This window comes from Fontibacillus panacisegetis (assembly GCF_900102215.1).
Lineage (GTDB): Bacteria > Bacillota > Bacilli > Paenibacillales > Paenibacillaceae > Fontibacillus > Fontibacillus panacisegetis.
In genome coordinates this window covers 240,438-266,747 of the sequence record NZ_FNBG01000001.1, presented here as the reverse complement: position 1 = coordinate 266,747, position 26,310 = coordinate 240,438, and the positions used below count along the sequence as shown (strand labels likewise).

Sequence of the window (26,310 nt, the reverse complement as noted above, 5' to 3'; positions counted from 1 at the left end):
AATTATTAATGGCACAAGTATTATTTGTCAAAGGGAACAACCGTCCGGTTGATCAATCGGTTACGGTCAAATTGTATGAAAGTTTCTTGAAAACTTACAAAGAAACTCATCCGGAAGATCAGATCAACGAACTTAACCTGTTCGAGGTTGAACTTCCATATTACGATAACGACATGCTTACTGGTTTGTACAAGCTGGGCAATGGATATCCATTGACTCCAGAAGAGCAAAAAGCAGCTGACATTGCGAATGGCTACCTGGAACAATTCCTTGCAGCTGACAAAGTGGTATTTGCATTCCCGCTTTGGAACTTCACAATTCCAGCTCAACTTCTGACTTACATGTTCTACCTGAACCAAGCAGGTAAAACATTCAAATACACTCCAGAAGGTCCAGTTGGACTTGTTGGCGATAAGAAGGTTGCTCTTCTTCAAGCCCGTGGTGGTGTATATTCTGTAGCACCTATGGATGCTGTTGAAATGTCTATGAAATACATGAAATCTTCGCTTAACTTCTGGGGTATCCAAAATCCTGAAGAAGTTGTCGTTGAAGGACATAACCAGTACCCGGATCGTGCAGAACAAATCGTACAAGACGGCGTAAAACGCGCTGCTGAGCTTGCTGCTAAGTTCTGATTTTGTAAGATTATGAAGTAGCAATTATTACAGGCTACCTGACAGATTATTAATCTGAGGGGTAGCCTTTTTACATAAAAATTATGTATATTCAAGAATGAGCGACAGGAGAGGGTGCAGTTGTTATGACTAAAAACGATCGCATGTTAGCCATTATTCTTGAACTTCAACGCAAAGAATTAACCCGGGCCGAGGATCTCGCTGCTAAGTTTGAAATTAGCAAAAGAACGATTTACCGCGATATTCAAGCACTCAGTGAAGCAGGTGTACCGATCATGGGATCTCCAGGCTATGGATACTCATTGATGGAAGGGTACTTTTTGCCGCCAGTAAGCTTTACTGTTGATGAGGCTGTAGCTTTACTGGTGGGTACTGATTTTGTTAAGCAAAAATTTGATTCAAACTATGTGAGCTATGCAAGCACAGCTCAAGGGAAATTAGAAGGGATTCTCCCGAAATCAATTCGTGATGATGCATTTCTTGTACGCAGGTCAATTAGGCTGCTTAACCCAGAAAATGAACAATTCGTTAGAGAAATGTCTGATTACTTGCAAAAGATACGAATTTCGATATTAGAGAAGAAAAAAGTAAGATTTCAGTATTATAAGTCTATTCCAGGTTCTGATGAAGAACGTAATAGTATACGTACGGTCTCACCACTTGGTATTGTCCTGCTGAATGGCAATTGGGTATTGTCTGCGATTTGTGATTTGCGGCAAGAGCTTCGTCATTTTCGCTTATCAAGGATGTGTGAACTTGAAATTCTGACGGATACATTTACATATCCCAAGGATTTTGATTTGCATAATTTTCATCCAGCGGATGATCGAAATATTAAGGTGCGCATTGCTACAACTAATGATATTGCGCGTAGAATGAAGGAAACAAACTACTACTTTATAAAGGCTACTGACACACTGTTGTCAGCAGGGGTCATGTATATTTAGGCCATAACCATTAATAAGAAAAGGGGAAAGCCAATGAATACGACCCAATCCTTACACCGCCTCGAAGATCTGACACATACTTATCTTGAAGAACTCCAGTTTATTACCTTAGAGCAATTGAACACTAGCCCTAATGAAGCGGAATGGTCGCTAGGGCAGATGTACCAGCATTTGATAAATAGTGCCTTGTATATGCAGATCAGTAACATTAACATTTGTCTAAATCAGGATCAGGATCACAATTTGGATGAGAATAACGAAGGTGAGAAAACTGATGCAGGACATCAGGTGTTCGAGCTTGGAGGATTTCCACCCGTACGAATCCATGTCCCCGCATCTCCTCAATACACACCAGTTAATCCGGAAAACAAGGAGCAGCTTATAGAGGGGATGAATAGAGTCTTGGTCAATATGAAGGAAATTGAACCGCGGCTTCAGCAATTCCCCTCGATGCATACAGTTCCTCATCCTAGTTTAGGATCACTCAATGCGGAGGAATGGTTTAGTCTCGTAGAAATGCATTATCGTCATCATTTGCATCAAAGGGATCGTTTATATGAATTTTTAATAATGTTGAGATAATATGATTATTGGTTAAGTGAGGCGCCAGACATCATGAGTTTAGTAAATTTATCAGCAGCCCATCCTAGAAGGTATGGCATATAGACAGAATAGAAGAAATTTTTAGAGAATATGGAGAAGCAGGCAGGATACTGTACTGCAATATTTAGCTCCGGTACTTATTTCATGTTATATAGCAGTTCATATGAAACGGCTGCCAACCATCAAGGAAGTCATTGCCATAGCAGCAGCGTTGGCAGGAACCTTTCTGCTCCGCGATCCTGGCAGTGGCGAAAGAATAAAATAGAAGAAATATGCAATGAAAGACATTACAGTGGATATGATAACTATATCTCTGAAATGTCTTTTTCTTGTTAGAAAAGGCGTTTTACATTGCGTTAACGAATATAATATAGATTATTATACTGACAGAGGAGAAGATCATCGATGAATTTTAACTTTGAATGGGAAATGGTCATAAAATTGTGCACGGCGTTATTATTTGGACTTTTTATCGGAATCGACCGTCAGCTGAAGCAAAAGCCGCTAGGCATTAAGACCAGCATGGTCATTTGTATAGCAAGCTGTCTTGTCACGATAGTCTCGATTGAAGCATTTGCCAAATTTGCAGGCCCGGATCACCCGAATATGGACCCGATGCGTCTGGCGGCTCAAATCGTAAGCGGGATTGGTTTTCTCGGTGCAGGTGCGATTCTCCGGCGCAGTAATGAAGGAATTTCCGGTCTGACCTCGGCTGCGATGATTTGGGCGGCGTCAGGGATCGGAATTGCGATAGGAACAGGCTTTTATGTAGAAGCATCGCTTGCAGTAATATTGCTTATCATCTCAGTCAATTTTGTTCCATATGTGATCAAATGGATTGGGCCCTATAAACTGAACCAACGCGATGTATCCATTAAAATCGTGATGGAGGATCACGGAGATGTAACCGAACTTATTCGAATCATTGAACGTAAAGATGAACATGGGCGTGAAGCCAAGTATACTCAGCATCGTATACGTCGTCTTAAAATTAAGGACTTGGATGAAGGTCGTCATCGGGTAGATATGGTGATTTCAGCTTCTGATAAAGAATATACGACTGAAATCTATCACTTTCTACGCAAAATCGAGCATGTCAGCAGCGTTGAGGTTGAAAATTTATAGTTGTTCTAAATTGACCCGTTTAACTTCAGTTAATATAACGGGTTTATTCTTTTCCTATATCTTGTGAGAATTAATTTCTATAGATAGAGAGGGGAAGAATGATGATGAAAGATAACGGGCTAAAGGATCAAATCAGGCGTAGTGGAGGTGCTGGTTCCTTCATTCGTTTGCTGAGGGAAGCAAAACCTTCGGTCGCACTGTTTACTACAGCATTGCTGCTTAGCGTCATTTCAACGCTTGTATCCTTAGTGATTCCTATGGTTACAAAAAATATAGTAGATGGATTTTCATTAGCCTCTTTGGATCGTACTCAGATTATTGCACTTGTGGCGGCGTTCACTCTTCAGACGCTTGCAGGGGGGATTTCTATTTTCTTGTTCAATTATATTGGACAGAAAATCGTTGCCGCTCTTCGTGATCGTTTGTGGAAGAAGCTGCTAGTACTTCCGGTTCGTTATTTTGATAATCATCACTCAGGTGAATCTGTAAGTAGAATGACAAATGATACTGGGGTTATCAAAACATTTATTTCAGAGCATTTAGCTAGCTTTTTCAGTGGAATTATTTCGATTATTGGCTCCATTGCAGTACTCTTGTACTTGAATTGGCAAATGACGTTGATTATGTTTATAGTAATCCCGCTATCGGCTTTGATCATAGCTCCACTCGGCAGGAAGATGTACAAAATTTCACTCGGAATGCAGGATGAAACAGCTTCACTAGCTTCAATACTGAATCAGGTTCTGAGCGAAATCAGACTGGTTAAAGCATCTAACGCTGAGGATAAGGAGTATGGCAACGGAAATAGAGGAATCACCAAATTATTATCGTATGGAATCCGTGAAGGACTAGTGATGGCGTGGATTGGGCCGATTGTGTCGGTAGTTCTTATGATGCTGCTCGTTGTAGTAATTGGATATGGCGGGATGCAGGTGTCAACGGGTGCTCTTACGGCGGGAGAACTGGTCGCATTTATTTTGTATTTAGTTCAAATCGTGATGCCAATGACGCAGTTAACGACGTTTTTTACCCAGTTCCAGAAATCTATTGGGGCAACGGAACGGATTATCTCAACGCTCGAGGAGGATGAAGAGAACTTTGGTTCCGGCAAAGCTGTTAAGGATGGCAATCATGCTGTAACCATTGAAAATCTATCCTTTGGATATAAAGATAATGAGCCGGTGTTGCAAAACGTAAGTTTTCGTATGGAGCCAGGTACGATTACGGCTGTAGTCGGTCCGAGCGGCAGTGGAAAAACTACATTATTTTCCCTTTTAGAGCGATTCTATCTTCCACAGGAGGGTCGGGTTGCGTTAGCTGATGAGTCTATCGAAGATTTTTCGCTTCGTTCCTGGCGTGAAAATATCGGATATGTTTCTCAGGATAGCCCGATGATCGCGGGTACGATTCGGGACAATTTATGTTATGGTGCCCAGCGGGAGATAAGTGACGAAGAGCTGCGCAAGGCGGCGGAAATGGCTTATGCTGATGGTTTTATTCAAGATTTGCCCGACGGCTTTGATACTGATGTAGGTGAACGCGGGGTGAAGCTGTCAGGAGGACAAAGGCAACGTATTGCCATTGCACGGGCATTGCTGAGGAATCCTAAAATTTTGATGCTTGATGAAGCTACCTCAAGTCTCGATAGTCACTCAGAGACGGTTGTACAGCAAGCATTGAATAATTTGATGCAAGGACGTACAACTATGGTAATTGCTCACAGACTGTCTACAGTGGTTGGAGCTGATCAAATCGTTTTTATCGAAAAAGGAAAAGTGACCGGAAAAGGAACGCATGAACAATTATTGCAGCATCATGCGATGTACCGCAAATTCGCAACACAGCAGCTTCAGCTTGCTGAGAAGGCTTAACATGAAACAAAGGAATGAATGAAATGGCAAAAATTCTTGTGGTTGATGATGATCCTCATATTAGGGAGCTTGTTAAGGTATTTTTAGTTCAAGCTGGTATGGAAGCTGTAAGTGAAGCAGGTGATGGAATCGAGGCCCTTTCTGTTCTGGAGAAGGAGAAAATAAATCTTGTCATTCTGGACATTATGATGCCCAATATGGATGGCTGGGATTTGTGTGTCGAGATCAGGCGGTTATATGATTTACCATTGCTTATGCTATCGGCAAAAGGCGAAACCAGGCAGATTGTGAAGGGTTTTGATCTTGGAACGGATGATTATTTAGTGAAGCCGTTTGAGCCTGCCGAGCTTGTTGCCAGAGTCAAGGCGCTTCTTAAACGTTATCAGGTGATAGCTTCACAAATTGTTTCTATTGGTGAGCTTCAAATGAATCGGAAAACCTTTGAAGTTACAAAGGGGCGGGACAGCTTTACGCTGCCCCTTAAAGAATTTGAGCTGCTATTCCGGTTAGGGAGCAATTCTGGCAGAACTATGTCTCGGGAGAGCCTGATTGAGGACATATGGGGCTATGATTTCGAAGGGAATGAACGAACGCTCGATGTGCATATTAATCGACTTCGGGAGAGGTTTCCTGAGGATCGGTTTCATTTTAGAATTAGAACGATTCGTGGGCTTGGATATCGACTCGAAGCAGGAGAGAGCTAATGAAAGTTTGGAAAAAAATATGGTTCGTACTTAACAATATCCTGCAGTTCACGATCGTTATACTGATCCTGTCTGCATCATGGACAGGCGCTACCTATATAACCCGTGCGGTATATCAGAGAGTCGGAACACCTTCATGGGATTATATCGTTCAGTTGATCGATGTGATAGTTGGAGTGGTCATATTTTTTATAGTGATGATACTGATCGGGTTATTATATCGGAACAAACAGGTTGCGATCCTCACCTCTATCATAGAAGCGATGCGGAAAATATCTAAAGGGGATTTTTCAGTAAAGCTGGAGGATAAGCCAAGCGTATTCGGAGAATACGAAGAATACAAAAAAATAATTAATAGTGTGAACGAAATGGCCAGAGAGCTGTCCAGAATGGAAACGATGCGACAGGATTTTATTTCTAATGTATCTCATGAAATTCAATCCCCACTAACTTCTATTAGCGGCTTTGCAAGTGCTCTTCGAAGCTCGGAATTGTCTGAAACGCAAAGAACGCATTATTTGGATATCATCGAGGGGGAAAGTCGCAGATTGTCTCAGTTAAGTAATAACCTGTTAAAGCTTTCCTCACTTGAGGTGGATAACATTTCCTTTGCAATGAACCGTTTTCGTCTGGATGGGCAAATTCGATCAGTAGTATTGGCAAGTGAACCTCAGTGGATGAATAAGGGTGTGCAGGTAGATTTGGAGCTGGGGTCTGTGGAAGTAGAGGGAGCAGAGGATCTATTAGTTCAGGTATGGAGTAATCTACTGCATAATAGCATCAAATTTACCCCTAATGAAGGCACAATAACGCTAACCCTGAAAAAAATAGGTCAATTCGCTGTAGTTACTGTAGCAGATAATGGGATCGGTATTTCTCAGAGCGATCAGCTTTACATATTTGAACGCTTCTATAAAGCAGATAAATCCAGAAATCGTAATGAGGGTGGCAGTGGGCTTGGATTATCCATTGTAAAAAAAATCGTCGATATTCATCATGGAACCATTACAGTATCATCCAAGTCAGGTGAAGGAACTGTGTTTACAGTAAGGATACCTCTATAATGATAATTTTGTCATCATTTGGATGATTACTCATGATATCATATTCTCGTGGTATTATGATGTAGAGTAAGTTCATATAAAAGGATGAGTATACGAATGGGTAAACAAATTCTAATCGTAGATGATGATGAGAAAATTGCTAAGCTAATAGAGATTTATTTACTGAACGAAGGTTATACCGTATTTAAGGCTGATGATGGTTATAAAGCACTTGAGATGATGGATATAGAAGCGATCGATCTGGTGGTTCTTGATGTTATGATGCCAGGACTCGATGGCATTACGGTTTGTCTTCGAATAAGAGAGACGAGAACAACTCCGATTCTAATGCTGAGTGCAAAAGATGGAGATATGGATAAAATTACCGGATTGATGACGGGTGCTGATGATTATATGGTCAAGCCCTTTAATCCATTAGAGTTAGTTGCAAGGGTAAAGTCATTGTTAAGAAGAGCTTCCTATGCTGTTTCCGTTCCTCAGCAGCAGCAGGAGCATATTATTAAAATATCCTCACTTCAAGTGGACAAGGAGACGCATACAGCGACAGTTGAAGGGAACGCTCTTAAACTTACGCCGATAGAATTTGGCATCCTCTATTTGCTTGCGAGTCATCCTGGGCGCGTATTTAGCTCGGAGGAAATATTTGAGCTGATTTGGAAGGATAAGTATTTCGAGAGCAATAATTCGGTTACCGTTCATATTAGCCGACTGCGAGACAAGCTGGAGAAAGAAATGGATGGGGAGAAGCTGATCAGGACAGTATGGGGGGTTGGCTATAAAATTGAAGGCTAGCCTACGTTTTGTTACTTGGTTGTTCTGGACTATTGTAACTTCATTAGTTTCCTTGCTGCTGCTTGTATTTCTTGCAAAACTGTTCTATGTTATGTTCCCGGATATTACATTGTATTCTATTCTGACATGGATCAATTACAATATCGGGTTCCCGGAAGTATATTATTATGCAGGAGTTCCGTTATTGCTGCTGTTCGCTTTATATTTCTATAGACGCAGTGCAAGACGGCATGAAAAGAAATATTTGCAACAGCTGATCGAGGAGGTCCATCAGGTTGAGGAGGGCTCTGTTACCAAAATTACGATTGAGAACGTAGGGCAATTAGGACAGCTTGCTACGGATATTAACCGTATGGTGGATCGAATTCGAATCTCGATGGAGGAAGAGCGGCGCGCTGAACAGACCAAAAATGAATTGGTCACGAACGTTTCCCATGATTTGCGAACACCGCTTACCTCAATTACCGGATATCTTGGACTTATTGAGCAGGATAAATACAGAGATGAAGTGGAACTTCGTTACTATGTAAATATGGCTTATGAAGAGTCCATCAGGCTGAAGCAGCTTCTTCAAGACTTGTTCGAATATACGAGATTACAAAATAAAGAGATGCAGCTCGTGAAAAATAGAATTAATCTGGTCGAGATGATGCATCAGATTACGGCTCATTTTGGCTGGGAGCTTCAGGAGCATGGCATGGAATGTCGTGTTTTTATGGGAGGACAGCAGCTGTTTATTATCGCCGATGGGGATAAACTGCGGAGAGTATACGAGAATCTTATAACGAATGCAATTCGCTATGGCAGCGAAGGCAAATATATTGATATTCGTGGACGAGTTGAAGGCCGTGAGGTCATCACGGAGGTCATTAATTACGGTGAGCCTATACCTGAGGCTGACTTGCCGCATTTGTTCGATCGATTCTACCGGGTCGAGAAATCCCGCTCCACGCATACCGGAGGCTCGGGCATTGGGCTTGCTATTGCCAAGCATATCGTGGATCTGCATCATGGCTCCATTACCGTAGAAAGTGATGAGGGCAGGACGATGTTTACGGTTCGACTCAGGTTGGATACGGAAAGCAGCTTGTGATGCGCAACCAAGTGGCTGTTGGCGTGAAATGTAAAAAATCAAGGGGCTGTCCCAAAAGTTATCTAAGATAACTTTGAGTTTGAGGGGCGCTTCTTAGCAATGGAAAGGCAAAATATCAGGAAAAGCTGCAAAAATACAGTTTTATAAAAGTAGCCATGAAAGGATGAACCATATTCCTGCAAAAATGCAGGAATATGGTTCAGAATAGACTAGTTTGAGGAGAATCCTTAGAGAAAGCCTGCACATTTACAGGAATTTCAGGAATTCCGCAGCATGACACTATTACACATGAGATACGGGCATAGAATGTGGCGGGGTCAAGCAGTGCAGGAATCAACTTACTTGCACCGCTATTTCTAGTTTTGACACTAAACCTACTTTTGGGACGGCCCCTTATTATCTTCTAATAACTATGCTTTGGAAAGCTTGCGTTTCTGGTAAAGCATCAATCCTATTGCAAAGTATATTACTGTAAGAATACTAATCATAAAAATATCAAAAAGGATGTCAGTTATGCCTGCTCCATAGTTCAAGATTTGATTGAATGCATTTGCGGTATGGGTTAGCGGCAAAATATCCGGAATCCCTAATGAATGCCCGTTGATGTTAATCATATTCATTTTCGGAAGCGGAAACATACTGCCCGAGAAAAACATTAGAATAAAGAAAGGAAAGCATCCAACGGTCAAGACATCGTAAACTGTATTAAGAAAGCTTGCTACAACAAGGCTTATCGCAACCATAGAAAAGCTTGAAATGATTCCGACGAAAAGTACAGCGCCAAATTCGCCTGCGGGGCTATACCCTAGCCCAAGTGCTGTCCAGTAGGAAAGAACAAGCGCCGCGATAGCCACTACGGCTTGCACAATACATATACCCGATAGAAAATTAAACGCTCCGAGACGACTTAGCTTCAGTCTTGTCAGTGTATTTTTTTCGTTTTCTCTCACAATTGAAGCTGATGCTGTAAAAAGAATCATTAAAACAGCCAGAGATATTAAGCCTGGAACATACCATTCAAATTCGTTCAAAGGCGGTTTTATTTCAACAAAGGTTTCGGAGATGGCTGACGGAAGAGTTATTTTCGCAGAGTTCAGTCCTTGTTTAAGTATGACATCAGAAACCATTACTGCCGCGACCGTATAACGTGTATTTCCCATACTGCCATACAAGTTGATATCAGCTGGATTCGCCATGTTTTTAGCATCGGCTTCAGAAATGATGCTTGAATAATCGTTTGGAATTATAATGCCGATATCTAATGTTTTATCTTTAACTTTTACCCTTAATTCATCTTCATTGCTTATATGGCTTAAATTAAACAGCTCAAGGCCATCTTGACCCGTAGTATTCTCAAGCATTTTTACCAGCTCAGTTGATGATTTGCCCTCATCGAAATTTAAGATTCCGACTTGATATGTAATTGCTGCTCCGCCATAAAATAGCTTTATTAAGAGTATAAAAAAAGGGGAAAACGCCAAGACCATTGCTAACACTTTCCAATCTCTTGTATTTTCCTTAAATGATTTTATTACAGAAGCAATTAGTTTCATTCACGAAGCCCCCTTCCGGTCAATGAGATAAACGCATCTTCGAGCGTGCGCTTTCGAATCGTTATATTCTTTACAGGTATCTTCAATGCTTGTAATGTACTATTTATTATTGGAATCAGCTCAAGCACATGACTTGCCCCGAGCAGCAAAAAACCGTCGGAATACTTTTTCTCGGTAAAACTCGGCGGGATGGAATTGAGCAGCCTGTCGATTTGATCTTTATTTATTTCGTTTATTTCTATCTGAATAATATCTCCCATACCGGATTTTTCTTTGAGCTTTTCGGGCGTATCTATTAAAAGTATCTTTCCGTGATCCATTATAGCTACTCTGTCCGAGAGCCTGTCAGCTTCATCCATGTCATGCGTTGTAAGTATTACAGTTTTTTGTTTTGCCAACTGTCTTATGAAATCACGGACCAGAATTCTGCTTTGAGGATCAAGCCCTGCCTGGGGCTCGTCAAGTATGATAAGCTCCGGATCATGGATCAAGGCCAGCGCAATATTCAGTCTTCTTTGCATTCCTCCGGAAAGAGTCTGGGCAAGCTTATTCTTTTTGCCTTCAAGCCCAAGGCCTTCCAAAAGATGTATCGCCCTTTGACCAGCTTCCCTGGAGGAAAGTCCGTAGGACATCCCGACAAATTTCAATTGCTCAAGACAGGTTAGCCGCTCCCATATAACAATATCCTGAGGGCATAATCCTATCATGCCTTTGATTTGATTGTAGCCTGTTGATATGGGAATTCCGTCAAAAATCAGATTACCGGCATCAGCCCTTAGAAGGCCGCACAGCATTTTGATGGTTGTGGTTTTTCCGGCACCATTTGGCCCGAGCAGCCCGAAAATTTCTCCCTTATACACTGAAAAGCTCACTTTATCTACTGCCTGCAGTTCTCCGTATTCTTTACTCAGTCCTTCTACAGAAAGAAATATCTCATGCTCCATCTTTTCATCGCTCCCTTCGTCTAATAAATTTAACCTGCTAAATACCAAATAGCTTATCTACAAACTCAAAAGCAATTTCTCTATTGTCATGGTCACCTGGAAGCATGAAATTAGTTACCCGAAAGAAGGATAAGCCGTAGATCATAGCCAAAAGGGTGTATGCGGCTCTCTTTTCATCAAGTTCGTTAATTAGATATTCCTTCTTTGCATAGCTGATCAAGGAAGAGATCCCTTCAACATCCTCAAAGTAAACTTCTCTTACAATATTTTTTAAGTCCTCGTCATTCGCCGCTTTTGATATAAATTGCACAAATATCTTTGCAATCTTTTCCTGGGGAAGATGAATCTTTTCGATCCCGTCCAAATCGGAAACATTGATCATATCAGGACTCTCATTATCCATGCGGGGCAGGGAAACATCGACCACGGCTTTAACCATTTGCAGCGGCTGCATATCTTTTGTAATCAAGCTGCTGATTTTCAGCTTATAGGATGCAAGGAAGGCTTTAAGGCTTTCCATCATCAATTGTTTTTTGGATTTAAAATAATAAGCGATAATTCCTTTAGAAAATCCTGCTTTGGCAGCAACCATATCCAGTGTGGTTTTGTCTATGCCAAACTCACATATGCATTCCAGAGCAGCATTAATAGTTTCAGCTCTGCGTATTGGCTCCATTCCTACCTTAGGCATTTGCTCACCCTTGCTTTTTTTATTTTGACCAGTCAGTATAATATATATCTTAATATTATTTTGTTGTCAATTGCAGAGTGTTTTAAGAAAAAAGCATTGAAATCTTAAGGAAATCTTAATAATTTCTTATCCGTAATGCAAACTCTGAACGACATAATTAACTACGGAAGCAAGGCTGAGTGGTTGAAAGAGGGGTTTACATATTGTTTAGAAAAAAAATATTTTTGCTTGTTATCTTGATATTGTGTGTGTTTCTTGTTACCGATAAATTTTCTTGGGCTTCAATAAAGCAGCATTCGGTTTCTTTTTTTGATCAGGTGAAAAGCGCTTCTCAGAGTCGAGCCAAGATCGAGCTTGCAGATTTGGAGGGAGAAGCTGTTCTGATCATGGATCGTGAGACAGGTGAAATTATATATAGTGATCATGAGAAAAAGAAAATGTATCCGGCTAGTACGACAAAAATTTTAACAGCCTTGATATTGCTGGAAAAGGGTAATCCGGATGATTTAGTGACTGTTGGTAATGAGGTAGGGATCCGAACATCTGGAGAAAGCTCCGCAGGATTACAACCAGGCGATGTGTTAACCGTACGCGATTTGGTTGCTGCTATGATGCTGCCATCAGGCAATGATGCGGCCAGAGCTGCTGCTGTATATGTAGCTCGCAAGGATACGGGGGAAAAGCTTGATCCGGAGGAGTCTGTAGCCTATTTTGCCAAACTGATGAATAAAAGAGCTAAAGCTATCGGTGCAAAAAAGAGTCATTTTGTAAATCCACACGGCTTGCACGATCCCGATCATTACACAACGGCTTATGACATGGCTCTCATTGCTAAAAAAGCGATGGCTAATGCAGAGTTTCAATCCATCGTTGGAGAGAAAGTGCATCAATCAGAGGATCAGGGTCAAGGTGGCTTTATTTACGAGAATCGCAACAAATTGTTGAATGATAAAGATGAGTGGTATTTTCAAGGCGCAAATGGCGTGAAAACCGGATATACGGAGAAAGCCGGATATTGCCTGGTCGGCTCAGCAATTCGTGATCAAAAAGAACTGATTACTGTCGTACTTCATTCTACTGAACAAGGCGTCTGGTCAGATACCGTGAGATTGCTGAACTATGGTTTTCAAAAATGATGAGTGGGAGAGGCAAAACATATGAATATTTTATCAATGGACGTGTTATATCGTGAATATAAACAGGATGTATATTGTTATTTGATGTACTTAAGTCGTAATCATCATGATGCCGAGGATTTAATGCAGGAGACGTTTGCTCGGGCATGTAACAAGCTTGAAGTGAACGAGGGTAAGAAGACGAAGTCTTGGTTGCTGCGCGTCGCTCACAACGCTTATATTGACAAGCTCCGCAAGGAGAGCAGATCGTCTGCATATGAAAATGAGTTCTTTTACAATTACCCAAGTGAGGATACTCCAGAGAGTGATATGGTCCGGCAAGAGAATCGAAAAGAATTGTATAAACATTTGTCACTTCTTTCTCCAAATCAGCAGCATGCGGTTCTTTTATATGATATACATGGTTTTTCTTATCAGGAAAGTGCCGATTTGATGGGCGTGTCATTGTCTCATTTTAAAATACTGCTATATCGTGCGAGACAAAGACTACGTAGTGGAAAAGTATCGGCTTAATAGATTTGTATTGTTGAACCGTCCTAAATTGATTGGACGGTTTTTTTGTGCGTTGTCTCGTTTTACGGACGATTTAAAGTCGTTGTCTTTTAATCCTTCAAAACCTAACATGGAAAATGTAAACAGATATTTGATAAGAGATAGATATCATCGATTTGAAGAGGTGAGGAGTATGAGAACGGTAAGTGAATTAGAGGATCGGTTGAGTGGGCCATCTGATAGGCTGGTAAGTGATCTATCCGCGCTGGATGGAGATATTCTGATCCTTGGTGTTGGAGGGAAAATGGGTCCAAGTCTGGCTAAGCTCGCTAAACGGGGAGTGGTGGCAGCAGGTAAAAATGCACGGATTATCGGGGTCTCTCGATTTTCATCAGGCCATTTACAAAAAGAGCTGGAAAAGGCGGGTATAGAAACTGTATCTGCTGATTTGCTTGATGAGAAGGCACTTGATGGTCTTCCTGAAGCCCAAAATATTATATACATGGCGGGTAATAAATTCGGAACGACTGGCAAGGAATATTTTACTTGGGCGATGAATGCGTATTTGCCTGGTCGCGTAGCCGAGAGATACAGTCACTCGCGAATCGTATCCTTTTCCTCCGGTAATATCTATCCTCTTACCCCGATCGAGCTGGGGGGAGCTTCGGAAGAAACTGCTCCTGCTCCAATCGGTGAATATGCTCAGTCATGTCTGGGGCGAGAACGCATTTTTGAATATTTTTCACGTAAAAATAACACACCGATTTTAAATTTTCGCTTAAATTATGCGATTGATATGCGATATGGCATTTTGCTGGAAATCGCTTCAGCTGTAAAAGAAGGCAGACCCATTGATTTGAATATGGGACTCGTAAATGTAATTTGGCAGGGAGATGCCAATGAGATGGCGATTCGATCGTTAGGGTTATGCGGTACACCTGCTGTTACTTTGAACGTAACTGGTCCCGAAACCGTATCGGTCAGATGGTTGGCTGAACGATTTGGCGAAGCCTTTGGCACACGTCCCCAGTTCACTGGAACGGAGCAGCCGACAGCGCTGCTTAATAATGCTTCGACGTCACATCAACTGCTTGGATATCCTAATGTATCGTTAAGACAGATGATGGAGTGGACGATTTCATGGGTTGAAGCCGGAGGAGATACGCTGGGCAAGCCGACACATTTTCAGCAGCGGGAGGGTGTCTTTTAATGGGAGAAGAGAATGTCCATGAATTATTTCAGCGAGGCACTGTCATTCCAGCGCATCCGCTTGCACTAGATGCTTCACGAAATCTGGATGAACGGAGACAAAGAGCATTAACAAAGTATTATCTTGCGTCCGGAGCGGGGGGCATCGCCGTTGGTGTCCATTCCACACAGTTTGAAATCCGTGAACCGGGGATAGATCTTTTGGAGCCTGTGTTAAGGCTGGCTTCTGAGGAAGTAGAGGCGGCGGGTCTGGATACACCTTTCATCAAAGTTGCCGGAATATGCGGACCGACTAAGCAAGCCGTCGCAGAAGCAAAGTTAGCGGTTAGCCTTGGTTATCATTTTGGACTAGTAAGTAATGGCGGGTTGGGCGAGTGGAGCGAAAGTGATCTCCTGCATAGAATGGAAGCGATTGCAGAAGTCATTCCGGTTATAGGCTTTTATTTACAGCCAGCGGTTGGCGGGACACGGCTCAGTTATTCCTTTTGGCAAAGTTTGGCGGAGCTTCCCGGCGTTCAGGGAATCAAAATGGCGCCATTTAATCGTTACCAGACGCTGGATGTCGTTCGAGCCGTTTGTGAATCAAGTCGTAGAGATGACATAGCACTTTATACCGGAAATGACGATAACATCGTTGCTGATTTGCTTACAACCTATCGTTTTAACGTGAATGGAACATCTGTGGAGAAGCGCATTGTTGGCGGACTGCTAGGTCATTGGGCGGTATGGACCTCCAGGGCGGTAGATATGTTTAATGCTATTGTGGAGATGCGCGAGCAAGGAGAACCTATCCCGGTTGAATGGCTGACAAGAGGTCAGGAAATTACCGATGTGAATGCGGCTTTGTTCGATCCGTCGCATGATTTTCACGGAAGCATACCGGGTATTCACGAGATTTTGCGGCGACAAGGATTGCTTGCAGGCCGCTGGTGTCTGAATCGGGATGAGGAACTGTCGCCAGGTCAGTTGGCAGAAATCGATCGGGTATATGAAGCGTATCCGCATTTGAATGATGATGCTTTTGTGCAGCGTCATCTTAAAAAATGGCTGGGGTCATCATGAAATACCGATCTGTCTTCGATATTATCGGTCCGGCGATGATCGGTCCTTCAAGCTCACATACAGCAGGTGCAGCCAGAATTGGCCGAATGGCAAGAAATATGCTAGGGGAAACACCGAAACGTGCGGACATCTTATTTTGCGGTTCCTTTGCACAGACTTATCGAGGTCATGGAACAGATGTAGCTATTGCAGGCGGGCTCATGGGCTTTGATACCTTTGATACGAAAATTAAAGATGCGTTATCGATCGCAAAGGATGTAGGCCTTGAGATTAACATTTCTACCGTTGACCTTCCTGATGAGCACCCAAATACAGCCTGGATTACGATGAGTAACGACAAGGAATGTATAAAGATTAAGGGCATTTCTCTGGGTGGTGGAAAAATAGAAATAGTAGAGTCGGGTGGGTTCGATATGTGCCTGACTGGAGACGCCTGGACGATGCTCGTTTTTCATCGTGATCATTACGGCATGATAGCAGCAATAGCAAGTGTTCTGGCAGATCATCGAATTAATATAGGCAAGATGGAGATGTACCGGACCGCTAGAGGACAGGAAGCTCTGTTGGTAATTGAAACGGACCAAGGAATTGATATGGAGACTTCACACAAAATTAGCAGTATTCAAGATGTTGGACGTGTATCGGTCGTACCACCGCTCTAGTCAGCATAGCAAGATAGTGAGGAGGGTTAACCGATGAATTTCCGTACGATTGAAGAATTGGTGCTGCTCGCGGAGAAGGAAGGCAAGCAGATTTCAGAGATTATGATTCTGGAGGAAGCAGAAGCATCTGATATGACTCCTGAGCAAATTACGAGCAGAATGAGCCTGCATTTGGATACGATGGAAAAGGCGGTCCAACGTGGCCTCTCAGAAGAGGTCATTTCAAGAAGCGGGTTAGTTGGTGGAGATGCACGTAAGCTGCAGGGGTACTTAAAACAGGGAACAAATGTATCAGGCAAAAGGATGCTGGAGGTTGTGAGCCGTGCTATTGCTACAAACGAAGTGAATGCGGCGATGGGAACGATCGTAGCGACGCCAACGGCCGGAGCCAGTGGTGTAATTCCGGGCTGCTTGTTTGGGCTATCCGAAGAAATGAACGTTGACCGAGATCAAATGCTTCGATTTTTGTTCACAGCAGGAGCGATTGGATATGTCATTGCAAATCAATCCTTTATCTCCGGAGCAACTGGTGGTTGTCAAGCTGAGGTAGGCTCGGCATCTGCTATGGCTGCAGGCGCTATTGTAGAAATGGCAGGCGGTACGCCGGGGCAGTTAGCTCAAGCGGTAGCTATTGCGCTCAAAAATACGCTGGGTCTTGTCTGTGACCCTGTAGCAGGACTGGTTGAGGTTCCTTGTGTGATGCGCAATGCAATGGGAGCTGCAAATGCCATGGTGGCAGCAGATTTAGCACTTGCCGGAGTGACAAGTGTGATTCCGGCGGATGAAGTGATCGGAGCCATGTACCGTATCGGTCAGGCGATGCCGGGTACGCTGAAAGAAACAGCGCTTGGCGGGCTAGCTACAACACCGACAGGAGAAGCAATTCGAAAAAAATTGTATAACGAATTCCCTGATGAAGACAAGGAGGACATATAACGCAAAATGACTTCTAAATCAAAAGGAATGAGACGATTTTTTTGGGACACCGGGGACAGGGATTTTATCGTGGAGACCTGTAAGGAACTGTGGCCAGAGGAAGTAGCAGAGGTGCTGCATCGTGCGGATTTAGCTTGTCAGAAGACGTTTGTTTTCACGCATAGATGGGATATGGAGCGTTGTGAGACAGAAGTAGCTTTTGCAGATCATTTAGATTGGAATCACAGGCACAATGGTGACTTGGAATGGCTGGTGATGCTGAATCGGGCCAGATATATGAGTGAATTGGGGCAGGCATACTGGTTAACTGGGGAGGAGAAATACGCAGAAGGATATATATTTTTGCTGCGTGACTGGATGAATCAAAACCCTCTAACTGAGGAGGAGGTAGTCTCAAGCGCTGATCGGGCATACAACGTCAAGGATACCTGGCGTAAGCTGGATAGCGGAATTCGGATTACTAATTGGTTAAAAGGTTATCAATGTGTTTGCAAATCTCATTTATGGGGTGAGGAAGAGGAAGTATTGTTTTTGGAAGCCGTGCAGAGACATGGGATGTATTTGAGCATTGCGTACACTCCGCATGACAGACAGAGCAATTGGGGGTTTCTCGAAAGCAACGGACTGTTTCAGCTTGCTCTGTTGTATCCGGAGCTGGAAGGTTCGGGAGCTTGGCTAGATATAGCTGTCAAGCGTATGCAGGAAATGTGCCATATACAGATATTTGCCGACGGAATGCACAATGAGCAGTGCAGTATGTACCATCATGAGGTGCTGCATTGTTTGTTCGAAACGGTATTGCTGGCGAAAGTGAACGATTACGAACTGCCCCCAATACTAATGGAAACTCTGAATCGAATGTTTGGTGCATCATTGTCTTTTGTTCAACCTGATGGCCATCAGCCCATGCTGGGAGATAGTGACGGGACAGATATTCGTGATGTTCTGACCAGAGGGGCTGTAATGTGCCAGCGTGGTGACTTGAAGAAAATGGGATATGCTTTCCTCGACTACGAAGGGATCTGGTATTTTCAGAATCAGGGCTATGAATTATATGAACAAATGGAAGAGCAGGAGCCTTCCTATTCTTCAATAGAGCTGCCTCAGAGCGGTTACGCCTTTATGCGAAGTGACTGGTCCAAAGATGCACGTTACTTGTGGTTTGATGCCGGGCATATGGATGTCATCCGGGCTCATGGACATGACGATTTATTGCATCTCAGTCTCTTTGGTTATGGAAGAGAGTTTTTGACGGACCCTGGTCGTTATACCTACATGGAGCAGGAGGCGCGTCGATATTTTAAGGAATCATTTCAGCATAATACGTTATCTGTTGATGGGGTATCCATTTCAAGCTATGTAGACTCATGGAAATGGAACGACATGGCTGAACCTTATGACCGCTTCTGGAATACATCGGATGAGTTCGACTATGTGCAGGGGAGTCATGATGGTTACCTAAGATTAAGCGAGCCCGTTCAGGTTCGCCGTCAAATCCTGTTCGTCAAACCGGATTATTGGATTGTGGTTGATACATGCCGTTCAAATGGGCAGCATGATTATACGTTGCCTTTTCATTTTGCCGAAGGTTTGGCGATCAGGGTTGAGCAGGATGGTGGAATCCTCGCGTTCGAGCCCGATAGGGGGCCATCACTTCGGATTATACCCATTGTGGCATGCCAGACGTTAATTGGCTCCGCTTGGGTGTCTCGAAATTATAATGAGAAAACCCCGTCACTTAAGGCAGAGTTCCGTCGACGAGGAAGCGGGTTTACGAAATTTGTGACTGTATTATATCCCTCTCGAACTCTTGACTCGGAGCAAGAGCAGCCGCTGATCTCTGAGGTTGAAGTGTTAAATAGCTACGGTAATAGAGTTCCGTCAAATCTCGCTACTGCTCTATCTATTAGACATGGTCAACGGGTGGATACCGTATTGTTTTCCCATCAAGGACCTCGCGGCTACAGGTTTGCAGGACAGCATATGAGCGGGGAAGTGCTGCTATTGAAGGACAATGCCGTCTTGGGAACCAGTGCCTCCTATACCGTAAAAATCTAGCATAGTGAATGGGACACAGTCATACTCATTAGCAAGTGTAAGGAAATATTAGGTCAATTAACGGACCTTGACCGTTAAAGTGTCGGTACCTTAATTTAGGTATAAGTTCACAAAAAAACCAAAAATACCTATACGTGATGAATAAGAGCAATCTGAATACAGGTGGACAATTCAATGATTAGGGGGACATCTAATGAAGCGTCAGATTAAAACCTGGGGTACTTTATTGCTTGGTTTGGTTATGGTATCGACGTTTGTATTAGCGGCTTGTTCAACCAACAACGGAAATTCAAAAGGTAATGAACAGCCTGGACAAAAGGTAGGACAAAATTCAGAGAAGAAAGATGAACCAAAAACTGAAGAGAAGGTTGAACTCAAGCTGGGGTACTATTCATCCGCCACTACCGATGCCAAAATGCTTGAGCTGATCAATAAATTTCAGGAATCCCATCCTAACATTATGATCAAGACAGAATCCTCCCCATACAATCAATTTTTCCAGAAGCTGGATACGGAAATCGCTGCTGAAAGCGCACCTGATTTATGGCTGTCCGACGGGGTGTTAGTACCGAAATATGCCGAGCGCGGCGTGCTAAAAGATTTGACGGAGCTGATCGAGAAAGACTTGAACAAGGATGATTATTATGGGTTGGAGTTCAATAAAGACGCGAACGGGAAATATTGGGGCGTACCACAAGGGATTCAAATCGCAGTCCTCTACTATAACAAAGATCTGTTTGATGAAGCCAAGGTCGATTATCCGAACGAAAATTGGACCTGGGACGATCTAAAAGCGGCGGCAGAAAAATTAACGAAGGATTCCACTGGAAAATATGCTATCGATCCTGCGTTTGACAAGAAAAAAATCAGCCAGTATGGATTAACATTTTTCAGCATTACTGAAGGCTGGATGACAGTGCTGAAATCGTACGGCGGTGGAGTGCTTGATGGAACGCTTAAGAAGTCAGTTATAAATACACCTGAGAATAAGCAGGCAATGGATTGGATCGTAGACGGGATGCAGCGGGAGTTGCTGCCAACGCCATCCGATCTGAAGAGTTTCCCGTCCAACATGGCGCCATTCCCTAGTAAAGCAGCAGCGATGAGAATCGGGATCTATGTCCGGACGATTGATGCTAATGCAGCAGGGTTGAATTACGATGTAACACTGCTGCCAAAAGGACCAAGCGGTAAACGCTTCTCGCCGGTTATTGCGAACTCTTGGGTGATCAACAAAAATGCAACTGGAGCCAAAGGTGATGCAGCTTGGGAATGGGTGAAGTATTGGGCCACCGTTGATGAAGTGCAGCAGGAATGGGCAGCACTCGGTGAAGCGGTTCCAGTGAAAAAATCCGTTGCGAATTCTGAACAATTTTTAAGCGGCGCACCTGCTAATAAGAAGGCGTTTCTGGACAGCTTTGAGTTTGCAGGAACACTGGACGTGAACGCGGTGTGGAGTGAATGGGTAGGCAAATTCGGCGACAGCATCAATCGGGCATTTGAAGGAGAGATCACGGTAGATGACGCATTGAAGCAAGCTGATACGGATGTTCAGAAGGTACTCGATGAATTTTATAAGAAATAAAATAATATCTGATGGAGGCAGGGTTCTGATCTGTTCAGAGTCCTGCGCTCCAAAACCAATGAATTCAACAATGACAGACTTCCCGGAAGTAATGAACTTATAACACTAACAGAAAGTGTGATACGTATGGTTGAGACTACGGGAACTACAAGTAATAAGAAAGCACGGAAAAAAAGGTTAAATAGTGACGGCAAGTGGGGGCTCATCATGGTAACTCCCTACCTCGTACATTTTATTGTTTTTGTACTTGGTTCTTTGCTGGCATCTCTTTATTTCAGTTTTTCGAATTACGATATTCTGAATCCGCCTAAGTGGACTGGATTAGACAATTACACCAAGCTGTTTAATGAGCCTGTATTTTGGAAGGCATTAAAAAATACTTTGTATTTCACGATATTATTTGTGCCGCTGCAGACTATTCTGTCACTGATCCTGGCTGTTGCTCTGAATCAGAGACTAAAGGGATTGAAAATATTCAGATTGTCGCATTTCCTACCCGTAATTTCTTCATGGACAGTTATTATGTACGTGGCTGACGCCATCTTCAATCCTCGTTTCGGGTTCGCAAATTCGCTACTGGTCAAGCTGGGACTTGATCCGCAAAAATGGCTGCAGGATGAACACCTCGTCATACCTCTTCTTGTCTTGATTGCGGTCTGGAAAGGAATCGGCTACATTATGGTGATTTTCCTTGCTGGTCTACAAAATGTTCCCTCCGAGGTATACGAAGCCGCTGAAATTGATGGAGCAGGGACATTTCGAAAATTCCGGAATATCACTGTACCGCTCATTTCGGGAACTACTTTTCTCGTGTTAATTCTAAGCACCATTTCTACTTTTCAGGCTTTTGAACAAATCTATGTCATGACCGGAGGAGCTATGGATGCTTCGTCCGCAGGTGGTCCGAACAAGGCAAGTCTTGTGCTGATGATTTATTTGTATCAGGAAGGCTTCTCATTTCTTCGTATGGGTTATGCATCTGCGATTGCCTGGGTGCTGTTTGTCATTCTGTTCATTTTGACGGTAATTCAAATGACTCTTCAGAAGAAATGGGTGCATTACGAATGATGAAGCTGGGGTGTGCCGCATTCAAGAGAGGGGAGACCGCGACATGAAACTGAACTCGCTTCGTAAAATCGCAGGATATGTGGTCATCATAATCAGCTCGCTTGTGATGACGATCCCATTTCTTACAACGCTGTTCAATTCTTTAAAGTCATATGTTCAATATACACAAGTTCCACCCAAGTGGTTTCCAGATCCTATTCAGTGGAGCAACTATGCCGAAGTGTGGAAATTGGGGCCTTTTGGACAATATACTCTGAATAGTGGCATCGTAACTGTTCTGTCGGTAGTTGGTGCATTAATATCTTGTTCTATGGTCGGTTATGCATTCGCAAGATTGCAATTTCCTTTTAAAACCACATTATTTCTTGTTGTGCTAGGCACGATGATGATCCCTCCTGTCGTTCTGATCATTCCACAATTTGTCATTTTTAAATATATGCATATGCTCGATACACTCACCCCTTTATGGATTATTGAATGGCTCGCCCAGCCATTTGGCATATTTCTAATGAGGCAGGCGTTTCTCGGAATTCCACGTGATTATGAGGAATCTGCCAAGCTTGATGGATGCAATCCTATGCAAATATACTGGCGAATCTTTTTGCCGATGAGCAAGCCTACCTTTGCCACTCTTGCTGTGTTCACGTTTATGTCCAAGTGGAACGAGATTTTGGCGCCAGCGATATTCGTGACCTCGAAGGAGAATTTTACACTTCCGATCGGTATTCTCTCAATGGCTGGGCAATGGTCCGGTAACGAGCAGTACATGGTTGCCGCCGCGTTAATGAGCTTAGTTCCAATCCTGCTTGTCTTCCTGTTTGCGGAGAAATATTTTGTTCAAGGAAGCAACTCAGCGGGGATTAAGTAAAATCAATGGACAGGGGGAAGGATGGAGTGGCTACTTATCGAGCTGCCCTAATTGGAGCAGGAATTATCGCTAGAAATCACTTGGATGCGTTAGGCCAGCTTCAGGAGCTGACCGCATCAGCGGTGGCAGACACAGATGAACTCAAAGGTCGCCAGGTTGCGAGCGAGTATGGAATCACCCACTATCCTGATTATAAAGAGATGGTAATCAAGGAACGGCCTGATATCGTGATCATTGCGCTCCCGCATCACTTGCATGAAGCTTGCGCTGTATGGTGTGCGGAGCAAGGCTGCCATTTGCTTCTGGAGAAGCCGATGGCCCTGAATGTATCGGAGTGCAATGCGATTCTGGAAGCTGTTGCTTCCTCTCGCGTCAATCTGATGGTCGGACATACCCAGCATTATTGGCCAGCTAATTTGCAAGCAAAAGAATTGATCCGGAGCGGTAAGCTTGGCAAGCTGATCGCGATTCATGATACACGTCATCTATTTTATTACGGAGACAGTCGACCCTCATGGTTTTTTGATAAGGATAAGGCTGGAGGCGGTATTCTGATGAATCTTGGCGCTCATTCCATTGACAAAATACAGTGGCTGACCGGCAGTAGAGTGAAGAGTGTGAAAGCCAGTCTAACCTATGAAGGTCGAATAGGAGATGTTGAGGGCAGCGGCTGTATTTTTCTGCAAACCACAAGCAACGTAACGGCGGTCATCATTCAGTCGGGTTATGAAGGAGTTGCCAAGGATGAGACAGAGCTCATATTTAGCAATGGAATGGCCAAGCTGATATCGGCAAAAGGCTTGTGGGTCAGCAAAGGCGGGCAATATGAGCAGGTTAAGCCTATTGTTAAAGAGGACCCGTTTGTTTTGCAGTTTAAAGATTTGCTTCGTGCTATACAGTGTGATCAAGATCCGGATAGCTCCGGGGTGTACGCCAGATCAGTTATTGCAGCGCTGGAGGCCGTCTATCACTCTGATGAAAAGGGGGTAGAGATTTCTGTTGAGCCTAAGTAAAGACGATGGCATCGGACAGGATTCCAAGATTCGTTACAGCATGTGCTCTACTGGATTAAAACAGCATTCCTTAGAACAGGTTCTGGAAATCGCTAGTGATTGCGGGCTTCAGGGTATAGAAATCTGGAGCGGGCATATCGAGGAATATTTGAGCCGCGGTCACCATCTAATTGAGCTGAAAAGCCAGCTATCAAGCTATCTGCTTGAGGTTCCCGCAATCAGTGGTTATACGTATTTATCCAGAGACGGGGATTATAAAGAGGAACTGAATCAAATTGTCATTGCCGCACAATGGTGTAGAGCACTGGAGTGTCCAAGAATCCGCACTTTTTTAGGTCATACTTCCTCACAGGTTATTCTCGCCAGTGAATGGGAGCAGAGCATCCATCGTCTAGATAAAGCGCTTGACCTGTGTAACAGCTATGATGTGAAGCTTGCGGTAGAAATTCATAACAATACATTTGCTGACACATCAGACAGCCTGACTGCGATGTTCAGAGATATCAAAGCAACTGGTCTTGAATTGATTTTTGACGGATTTAACCTGTTTGTAGATTCTTTGGAGCCGATTCCTGTGCTGGAGCAGTTTTACACCAAGATACATCATGTTCACTTCAAGGATTACAGGTGGAATCATCAGGACTGGGGCCAAAGCGTACCAGTTCCAGTATTGCAAGGAGATGCGAATCACAACGCAATATTAAACAAGCTGCTGGAGCTAGGATATGTAGGGATGATCTCTTTTGAATACTTTGGGGATGATGCTGTCACGAATACTAGGAAATCACTTCTGGAAGTACAGGATTATATAAAAAAATATGATTTCGAAAATAGTAAATAGCGCTGGGGGTGGCGACATGATGGCGAACATGAGAGTAGCGGTCATCGGTCCACAGGATTTGGTAGAGTCGGTGCTAGAGATCGGTTCATACTATGCAGATTTGTCCATGTTTGCGGCGCCTTATGTTCATGAAAGGGATACGCTTGAAGTAGTCGCCAGGGTGATGGATCATGCAGACATTTTATTGTTCACGGGACCAATACCGTATCAAATTGCTCTGTTGGCTGCACCGGATAAACCGATGGTTCATGTACATTATTCCGGGACTGCGCTGTATAAAGTGTTATTCGACTATTACCGTCAGGAAATCAAGCTCTTTAACGATACCCTTCGGATCAGCGTTGATGTATTGCAGTGCAAGGAGGTAGAGGAGCCTTTACAGGAAATTGGATTACCGTTTGGCGAAATGTATGTCAAAACCTATGAAACTGGAATGGGTAACGAGGAATTGGTTCGTTTCCATTATGATCTATGGCGAAAAGGCTGTGTCGACGCTACTGTGACCTGTGTGACTTCCGTGTACAAGAGTCTTCAGCAACTTGATGTACCCGTGTTTCGTGTAGTGCCAACGAGGTCCTCAATGAGAGATTGTCTGAATCGGGCCCTGCTTGAAGGCAAAAGTCTGCGCTATAGCAGCACACAAATTGCAGTAGGCATTATGAATGTTGACAATTTTACGAAGGTAGCAAAGGAAGCCGCCTCTGAATACGAGATTCAACGTAAAAAGATCATTTTGCAGCAAATTGTGATCGACTTCGGCGAGGAGACCCAGTCTCTGATTAAATGGAGCGATTCGGACGAGGTGTCCTTCATTACGACTCGCGGCATTATTGAGCAGGTTACCCACAAATTTCAGGATGCTCCGCTTTTACTTGAAATTATGGAGCGTTTGCAATGGAATGCAAGCATCGGAATCGGGATAGGCCGAACAGCCAATGAAGCAGAGGGAAAAGCCAGAGAGGCTCTTTTGAAGGCCAAATCAGGTGGCGGTGGAAATTGTTATTTGATTATGCAGGACGGCATCGTTTATGGACCGATGGGCTCTGAGCTGACGCTTGAATATTCGGCACGGAGTGAAAATCCCGAGCTGCTCTCACTTGCCAAAAAGATTGGATTAAGCGTTGGAACAATTAATAAGCTCATCTCACTCTGCCGTCGACTCGGAACTTCAACATTAACTGCTTCTCAGCTAGCGGAAGGCTTCGGGATTACACTTCGCAGCGCACGAAGAATTATGGCTGTGCTTGAAAAATACGAAATGGCGCGCATCGTTGGAGAAGAACAGCCTGCAGGACGGGGACGGCCCAGACAGATTTACACCTTGAATCTGGAAGGAGTTACTTATGAATAGAGGAAGC

Annotated in this window: 25 protein-coding genes; 22 read left to right on the top strand and 3 right to left on the bottom strand. The window is 43.5% G+C overall.

Annotation, left to right across the window (positions count from 1 at the left end):
• Positions 1-8 precede the first annotated feature (8 nt).
• The 9 genes from BLS49_RS01230 (at position 9) to BLS49_RS01190 (ending at position 8,834) form a co-directional block, all read left to right on the top strand.
• On the top strand, positions 9-635 hold the full coding sequence (locus BLS49_RS01230) for an FMN-dependent NADH-azoreductase (RefSeq protein WP_091226025.1): 627 nt from the start codon (positions 9-11) through the stop codon (positions 633-635).
• 125 nt (positions 636-760) lie between these two features.
• Positions 761-1,582: a helix-turn-helix transcriptional regulator gene (locus BLS49_RS01225; protein ID WP_091226023.1), complete on the top strand. Its 822-nt coding sequence runs from the start codon at positions 761-763 to the stop codon at positions 1,580-1,582.
• Between the two features lie 33 nt (positions 1,583-1,615).
• The gene (locus BLS49_RS01220) at positions 1,616-2,164 is read left to right on the top strand and encodes a DinB family protein (RefSeq protein ID WP_091226022.1); all 549 of its coding nucleotides are present in this window, start codon (positions 1,616-1,618) and stop codon (positions 2,162-2,164) included.
• Positions 2,165-2,590: 426 nt separating this feature from the next.
• A complete protein-coding gene (locus BLS49_RS01215) occupies positions 2,591-3,310 on the top strand; it encodes an MgtC/SapB family protein (protein ID WP_091226020.1) in 720 nt (239 codons plus the stop codon).
• A 101-nt stretch (positions 3,311-3,411) separates the two neighbouring features.
• Positions 3,412-5,181 carry an ABC transporter ATP-binding protein gene (locus BLS49_RS01210; protein WP_425432099.1) on the top strand — a complete coding sequence of 590 codons (1,770 nt, stop codon included), beginning with the start codon at positions 3,412-3,414 and terminating at the stop codon, positions 5,179-5,181.
• A gap of 23 nt (positions 5,182-5,204) precedes the next feature.
• Entirely contained in the window at positions 5,205-5,885 is a 681-nt protein-coding gene (locus tag BLS49_RS01205) for a response regulator transcription factor (RefSeq protein WP_091226018.1), read from the top strand.
• Entirely contained in the window at positions 5,885-6,949 is a 1,065-nt protein-coding gene (locus tag BLS49_RS01200; protein ID WP_091226017.1) for a sensor histidine kinase, read from the top strand. Before BLS49_RS01205 ends, BLS49_RS01200 begins: the two co-directional genes overlap by 1 nt.
• Before the next feature lie 96 nt (positions 6,950-7,045).
• Positions 7,046-7,741 carry a response regulator transcription factor gene (locus BLS49_RS01195; RefSeq protein ID WP_091226014.1) on the top strand — a complete coding sequence of 232 codons (696 nt, stop codon included), beginning with the start codon at positions 7,046-7,048 and terminating at the stop codon, positions 7,739-7,741.
• On the top strand, positions 7,731-8,834 hold the full coding sequence (locus BLS49_RS01190; protein WP_175471265.1) for a sensor histidine kinase: 1,104 nt from the start codon (positions 7,731-7,733) through the stop codon (positions 8,832-8,834). The genes BLS49_RS01195 and BLS49_RS01190 overlap by 11 nt, the downstream gene beginning before the upstream one ends.
• A 410-nt stretch (positions 8,835-9,244) precedes the next feature.
• On the opposite strand, the gene BLS49_RS01185 is transcribed toward BLS49_RS01190, so the two are convergent.
• The 3 genes from BLS49_RS01185 to BLS49_RS01175 are packed head-to-tail and all read right to left on the bottom strand — an operon-like array spanning position 9,245 to position 12,022.
• Entirely contained in the window at positions 9,245-10,387 is a 1,143-nt protein-coding gene (locus tag BLS49_RS01185; protein ID WP_091226013.1) for an ABC transporter permease, read from the bottom strand.
• The gene (locus tag BLS49_RS01180; protein WP_091226011.1) at positions 10,384-11,331 is read right to left on the bottom strand and encodes an ABC transporter ATP-binding protein; all 948 of its coding nucleotides are present in this window, start codon (positions 11,329-11,331) and stop codon (positions 10,384-10,386) included. The genes BLS49_RS01185 and BLS49_RS01180 overlap by 4 nt, the downstream gene beginning before the upstream one ends.
• A 37-nt stretch (positions 11,332-11,368) precedes the next feature.
• Positions 11,369-12,022 (bottom strand): TetR family transcriptional regulator, encoded by a 654-nt coding sequence (locus tag BLS49_RS01175; RefSeq protein WP_091226010.1) that lies wholly within the window; start codon positions 12,020-12,022, stop codon positions 11,369-11,371.
• A gap of 203 nt (positions 12,023-12,225) precedes the next feature.
• On the opposite strand from BLS49_RS01175, the gene BLS49_RS01170 reads away from it, so the two are divergent.
• The 13 genes from BLS49_RS01170 to BLS49_RS01110 all read left to right on the top strand — a co-directional run bounded on the left by BLS49_RS01170 (position 12,226) and on the right by BLS49_RS01110 (position 26,303).
• The gene (locus BLS49_RS01170; protein WP_091226008.1) at positions 12,226-13,158 is read left to right on the top strand and encodes a D-alanyl-D-alanine carboxypeptidase family protein; all 933 of its coding nucleotides are present in this window, start codon (positions 12,226-12,228) and stop codon (positions 13,156-13,158) included.
• A 21-nt stretch (positions 13,159-13,179) separates the two neighbouring features.
• Entirely contained in the window at positions 13,180-13,671 is a 492-nt protein-coding gene (locus tag BLS49_RS01165) for an RNA polymerase sigma factor (RefSeq protein ID WP_091226006.1), read from the top strand.
• Between the two features lie 172 nt (positions 13,672-13,843).
• On the top strand, positions 13,844-14,860 hold the full coding sequence (locus BLS49_RS01160; RefSeq protein ID WP_091226004.1) for an NAD-dependent epimerase/dehydratase family protein: 1,017 nt from the start codon (positions 13,844-13,846) through the stop codon (positions 14,858-14,860).
• Complete coding sequence (locus BLS49_RS01155) at positions 14,860-15,921, top strand: dihydrodipicolinate synthase family protein (RefSeq protein ID WP_091226002.1); 1,062 nt, start codon at positions 14,860-14,862, stop codon at positions 15,919-15,921. The genes BLS49_RS01160 and BLS49_RS01155 overlap by 1 nt, the downstream gene beginning before the upstream one ends.
• Complete coding sequence (gene sdaAB / locus BLS49_RS01150) at positions 15,918-16,583, top strand: L-serine ammonia-lyase, iron-sulfur-dependent subunit beta (protein ID WP_091226000.1); 666 nt, start codon at positions 15,918-15,920, stop codon at positions 16,581-16,583. The genes BLS49_RS01155 and sdaAB overlap by 4 nt, the downstream gene beginning before the upstream one ends.
• 33 nt (positions 16,584-16,616) lie before the next feature.
• Positions 16,617-17,519 (top strand): L-serine ammonia-lyase, iron-sulfur-dependent, subunit alpha, encoded by a 903-nt coding sequence (gene sdaAA / locus BLS49_RS01145; RefSeq protein ID WP_091225998.1) that lies wholly within the window; start codon positions 16,617-16,619, stop codon positions 17,517-17,519.
• Positions 17,520-17,525: 6 nt separating this feature from the next.
• Complete coding sequence (locus BLS49_RS01140; protein ID WP_091225997.1) at positions 17,526-19,577, top strand: alginate lyase family protein; 2,052 nt, start codon at positions 17,526-17,528, stop codon at positions 19,575-19,577.
• A 193-nt stretch (positions 19,578-19,770) separates the two neighbouring features.
• Positions 19,771-21,162, top strand: coding sequence for an ABC transporter substrate-binding protein (locus tag BLS49_RS01135; protein WP_175471264.1), 1,392 nt, complete (start codon positions 19,771-19,773; stop codon positions 21,160-21,162).
• Positions 21,163-21,288: 126 nt separating this feature from the next.
• Complete coding sequence (locus BLS49_RS01130) at positions 21,289-22,230, top strand: carbohydrate ABC transporter permease (RefSeq protein ID WP_091225995.1); 942 nt, start codon at positions 21,289-21,291, stop codon at positions 22,228-22,230.
• Between the two features lie 43 nt (positions 22,231-22,273).
• Complete coding sequence (locus BLS49_RS01125; protein WP_091225993.1) at positions 22,274-23,098, top strand: carbohydrate ABC transporter permease; 825 nt, start codon at positions 22,274-22,276, stop codon at positions 23,096-23,098.
• A gap of 26 nt (positions 23,099-23,124) precedes the next feature.
• Positions 23,125-24,111 (top strand): Gfo/Idh/MocA family protein, encoded by a 987-nt coding sequence (locus tag BLS49_RS01120; protein WP_245742225.1) that lies wholly within the window; start codon positions 23,125-23,127, stop codon positions 24,109-24,111.
• Positions 24,098-24,952 (top strand): sugar phosphate isomerase/epimerase family protein, encoded by an 855-nt coding sequence (locus BLS49_RS01115; RefSeq protein ID WP_091225990.1) that lies wholly within the window; start codon positions 24,098-24,100, stop codon positions 24,950-24,952. The genes BLS49_RS01120 and BLS49_RS01115 overlap by 14 nt, the downstream gene beginning before the upstream one ends.
• A 16-nt stretch (positions 24,953-24,968) precedes the next feature.
• Positions 24,969-26,303, top strand: coding sequence for a helix-turn-helix domain-containing protein (locus tag BLS49_RS01110; RefSeq protein WP_091225988.1), 1,335 nt, complete (start codon positions 24,969-24,971; stop codon positions 26,301-26,303).
• Positions 26,304-26,310 lie beyond the last annotated feature (7 nt).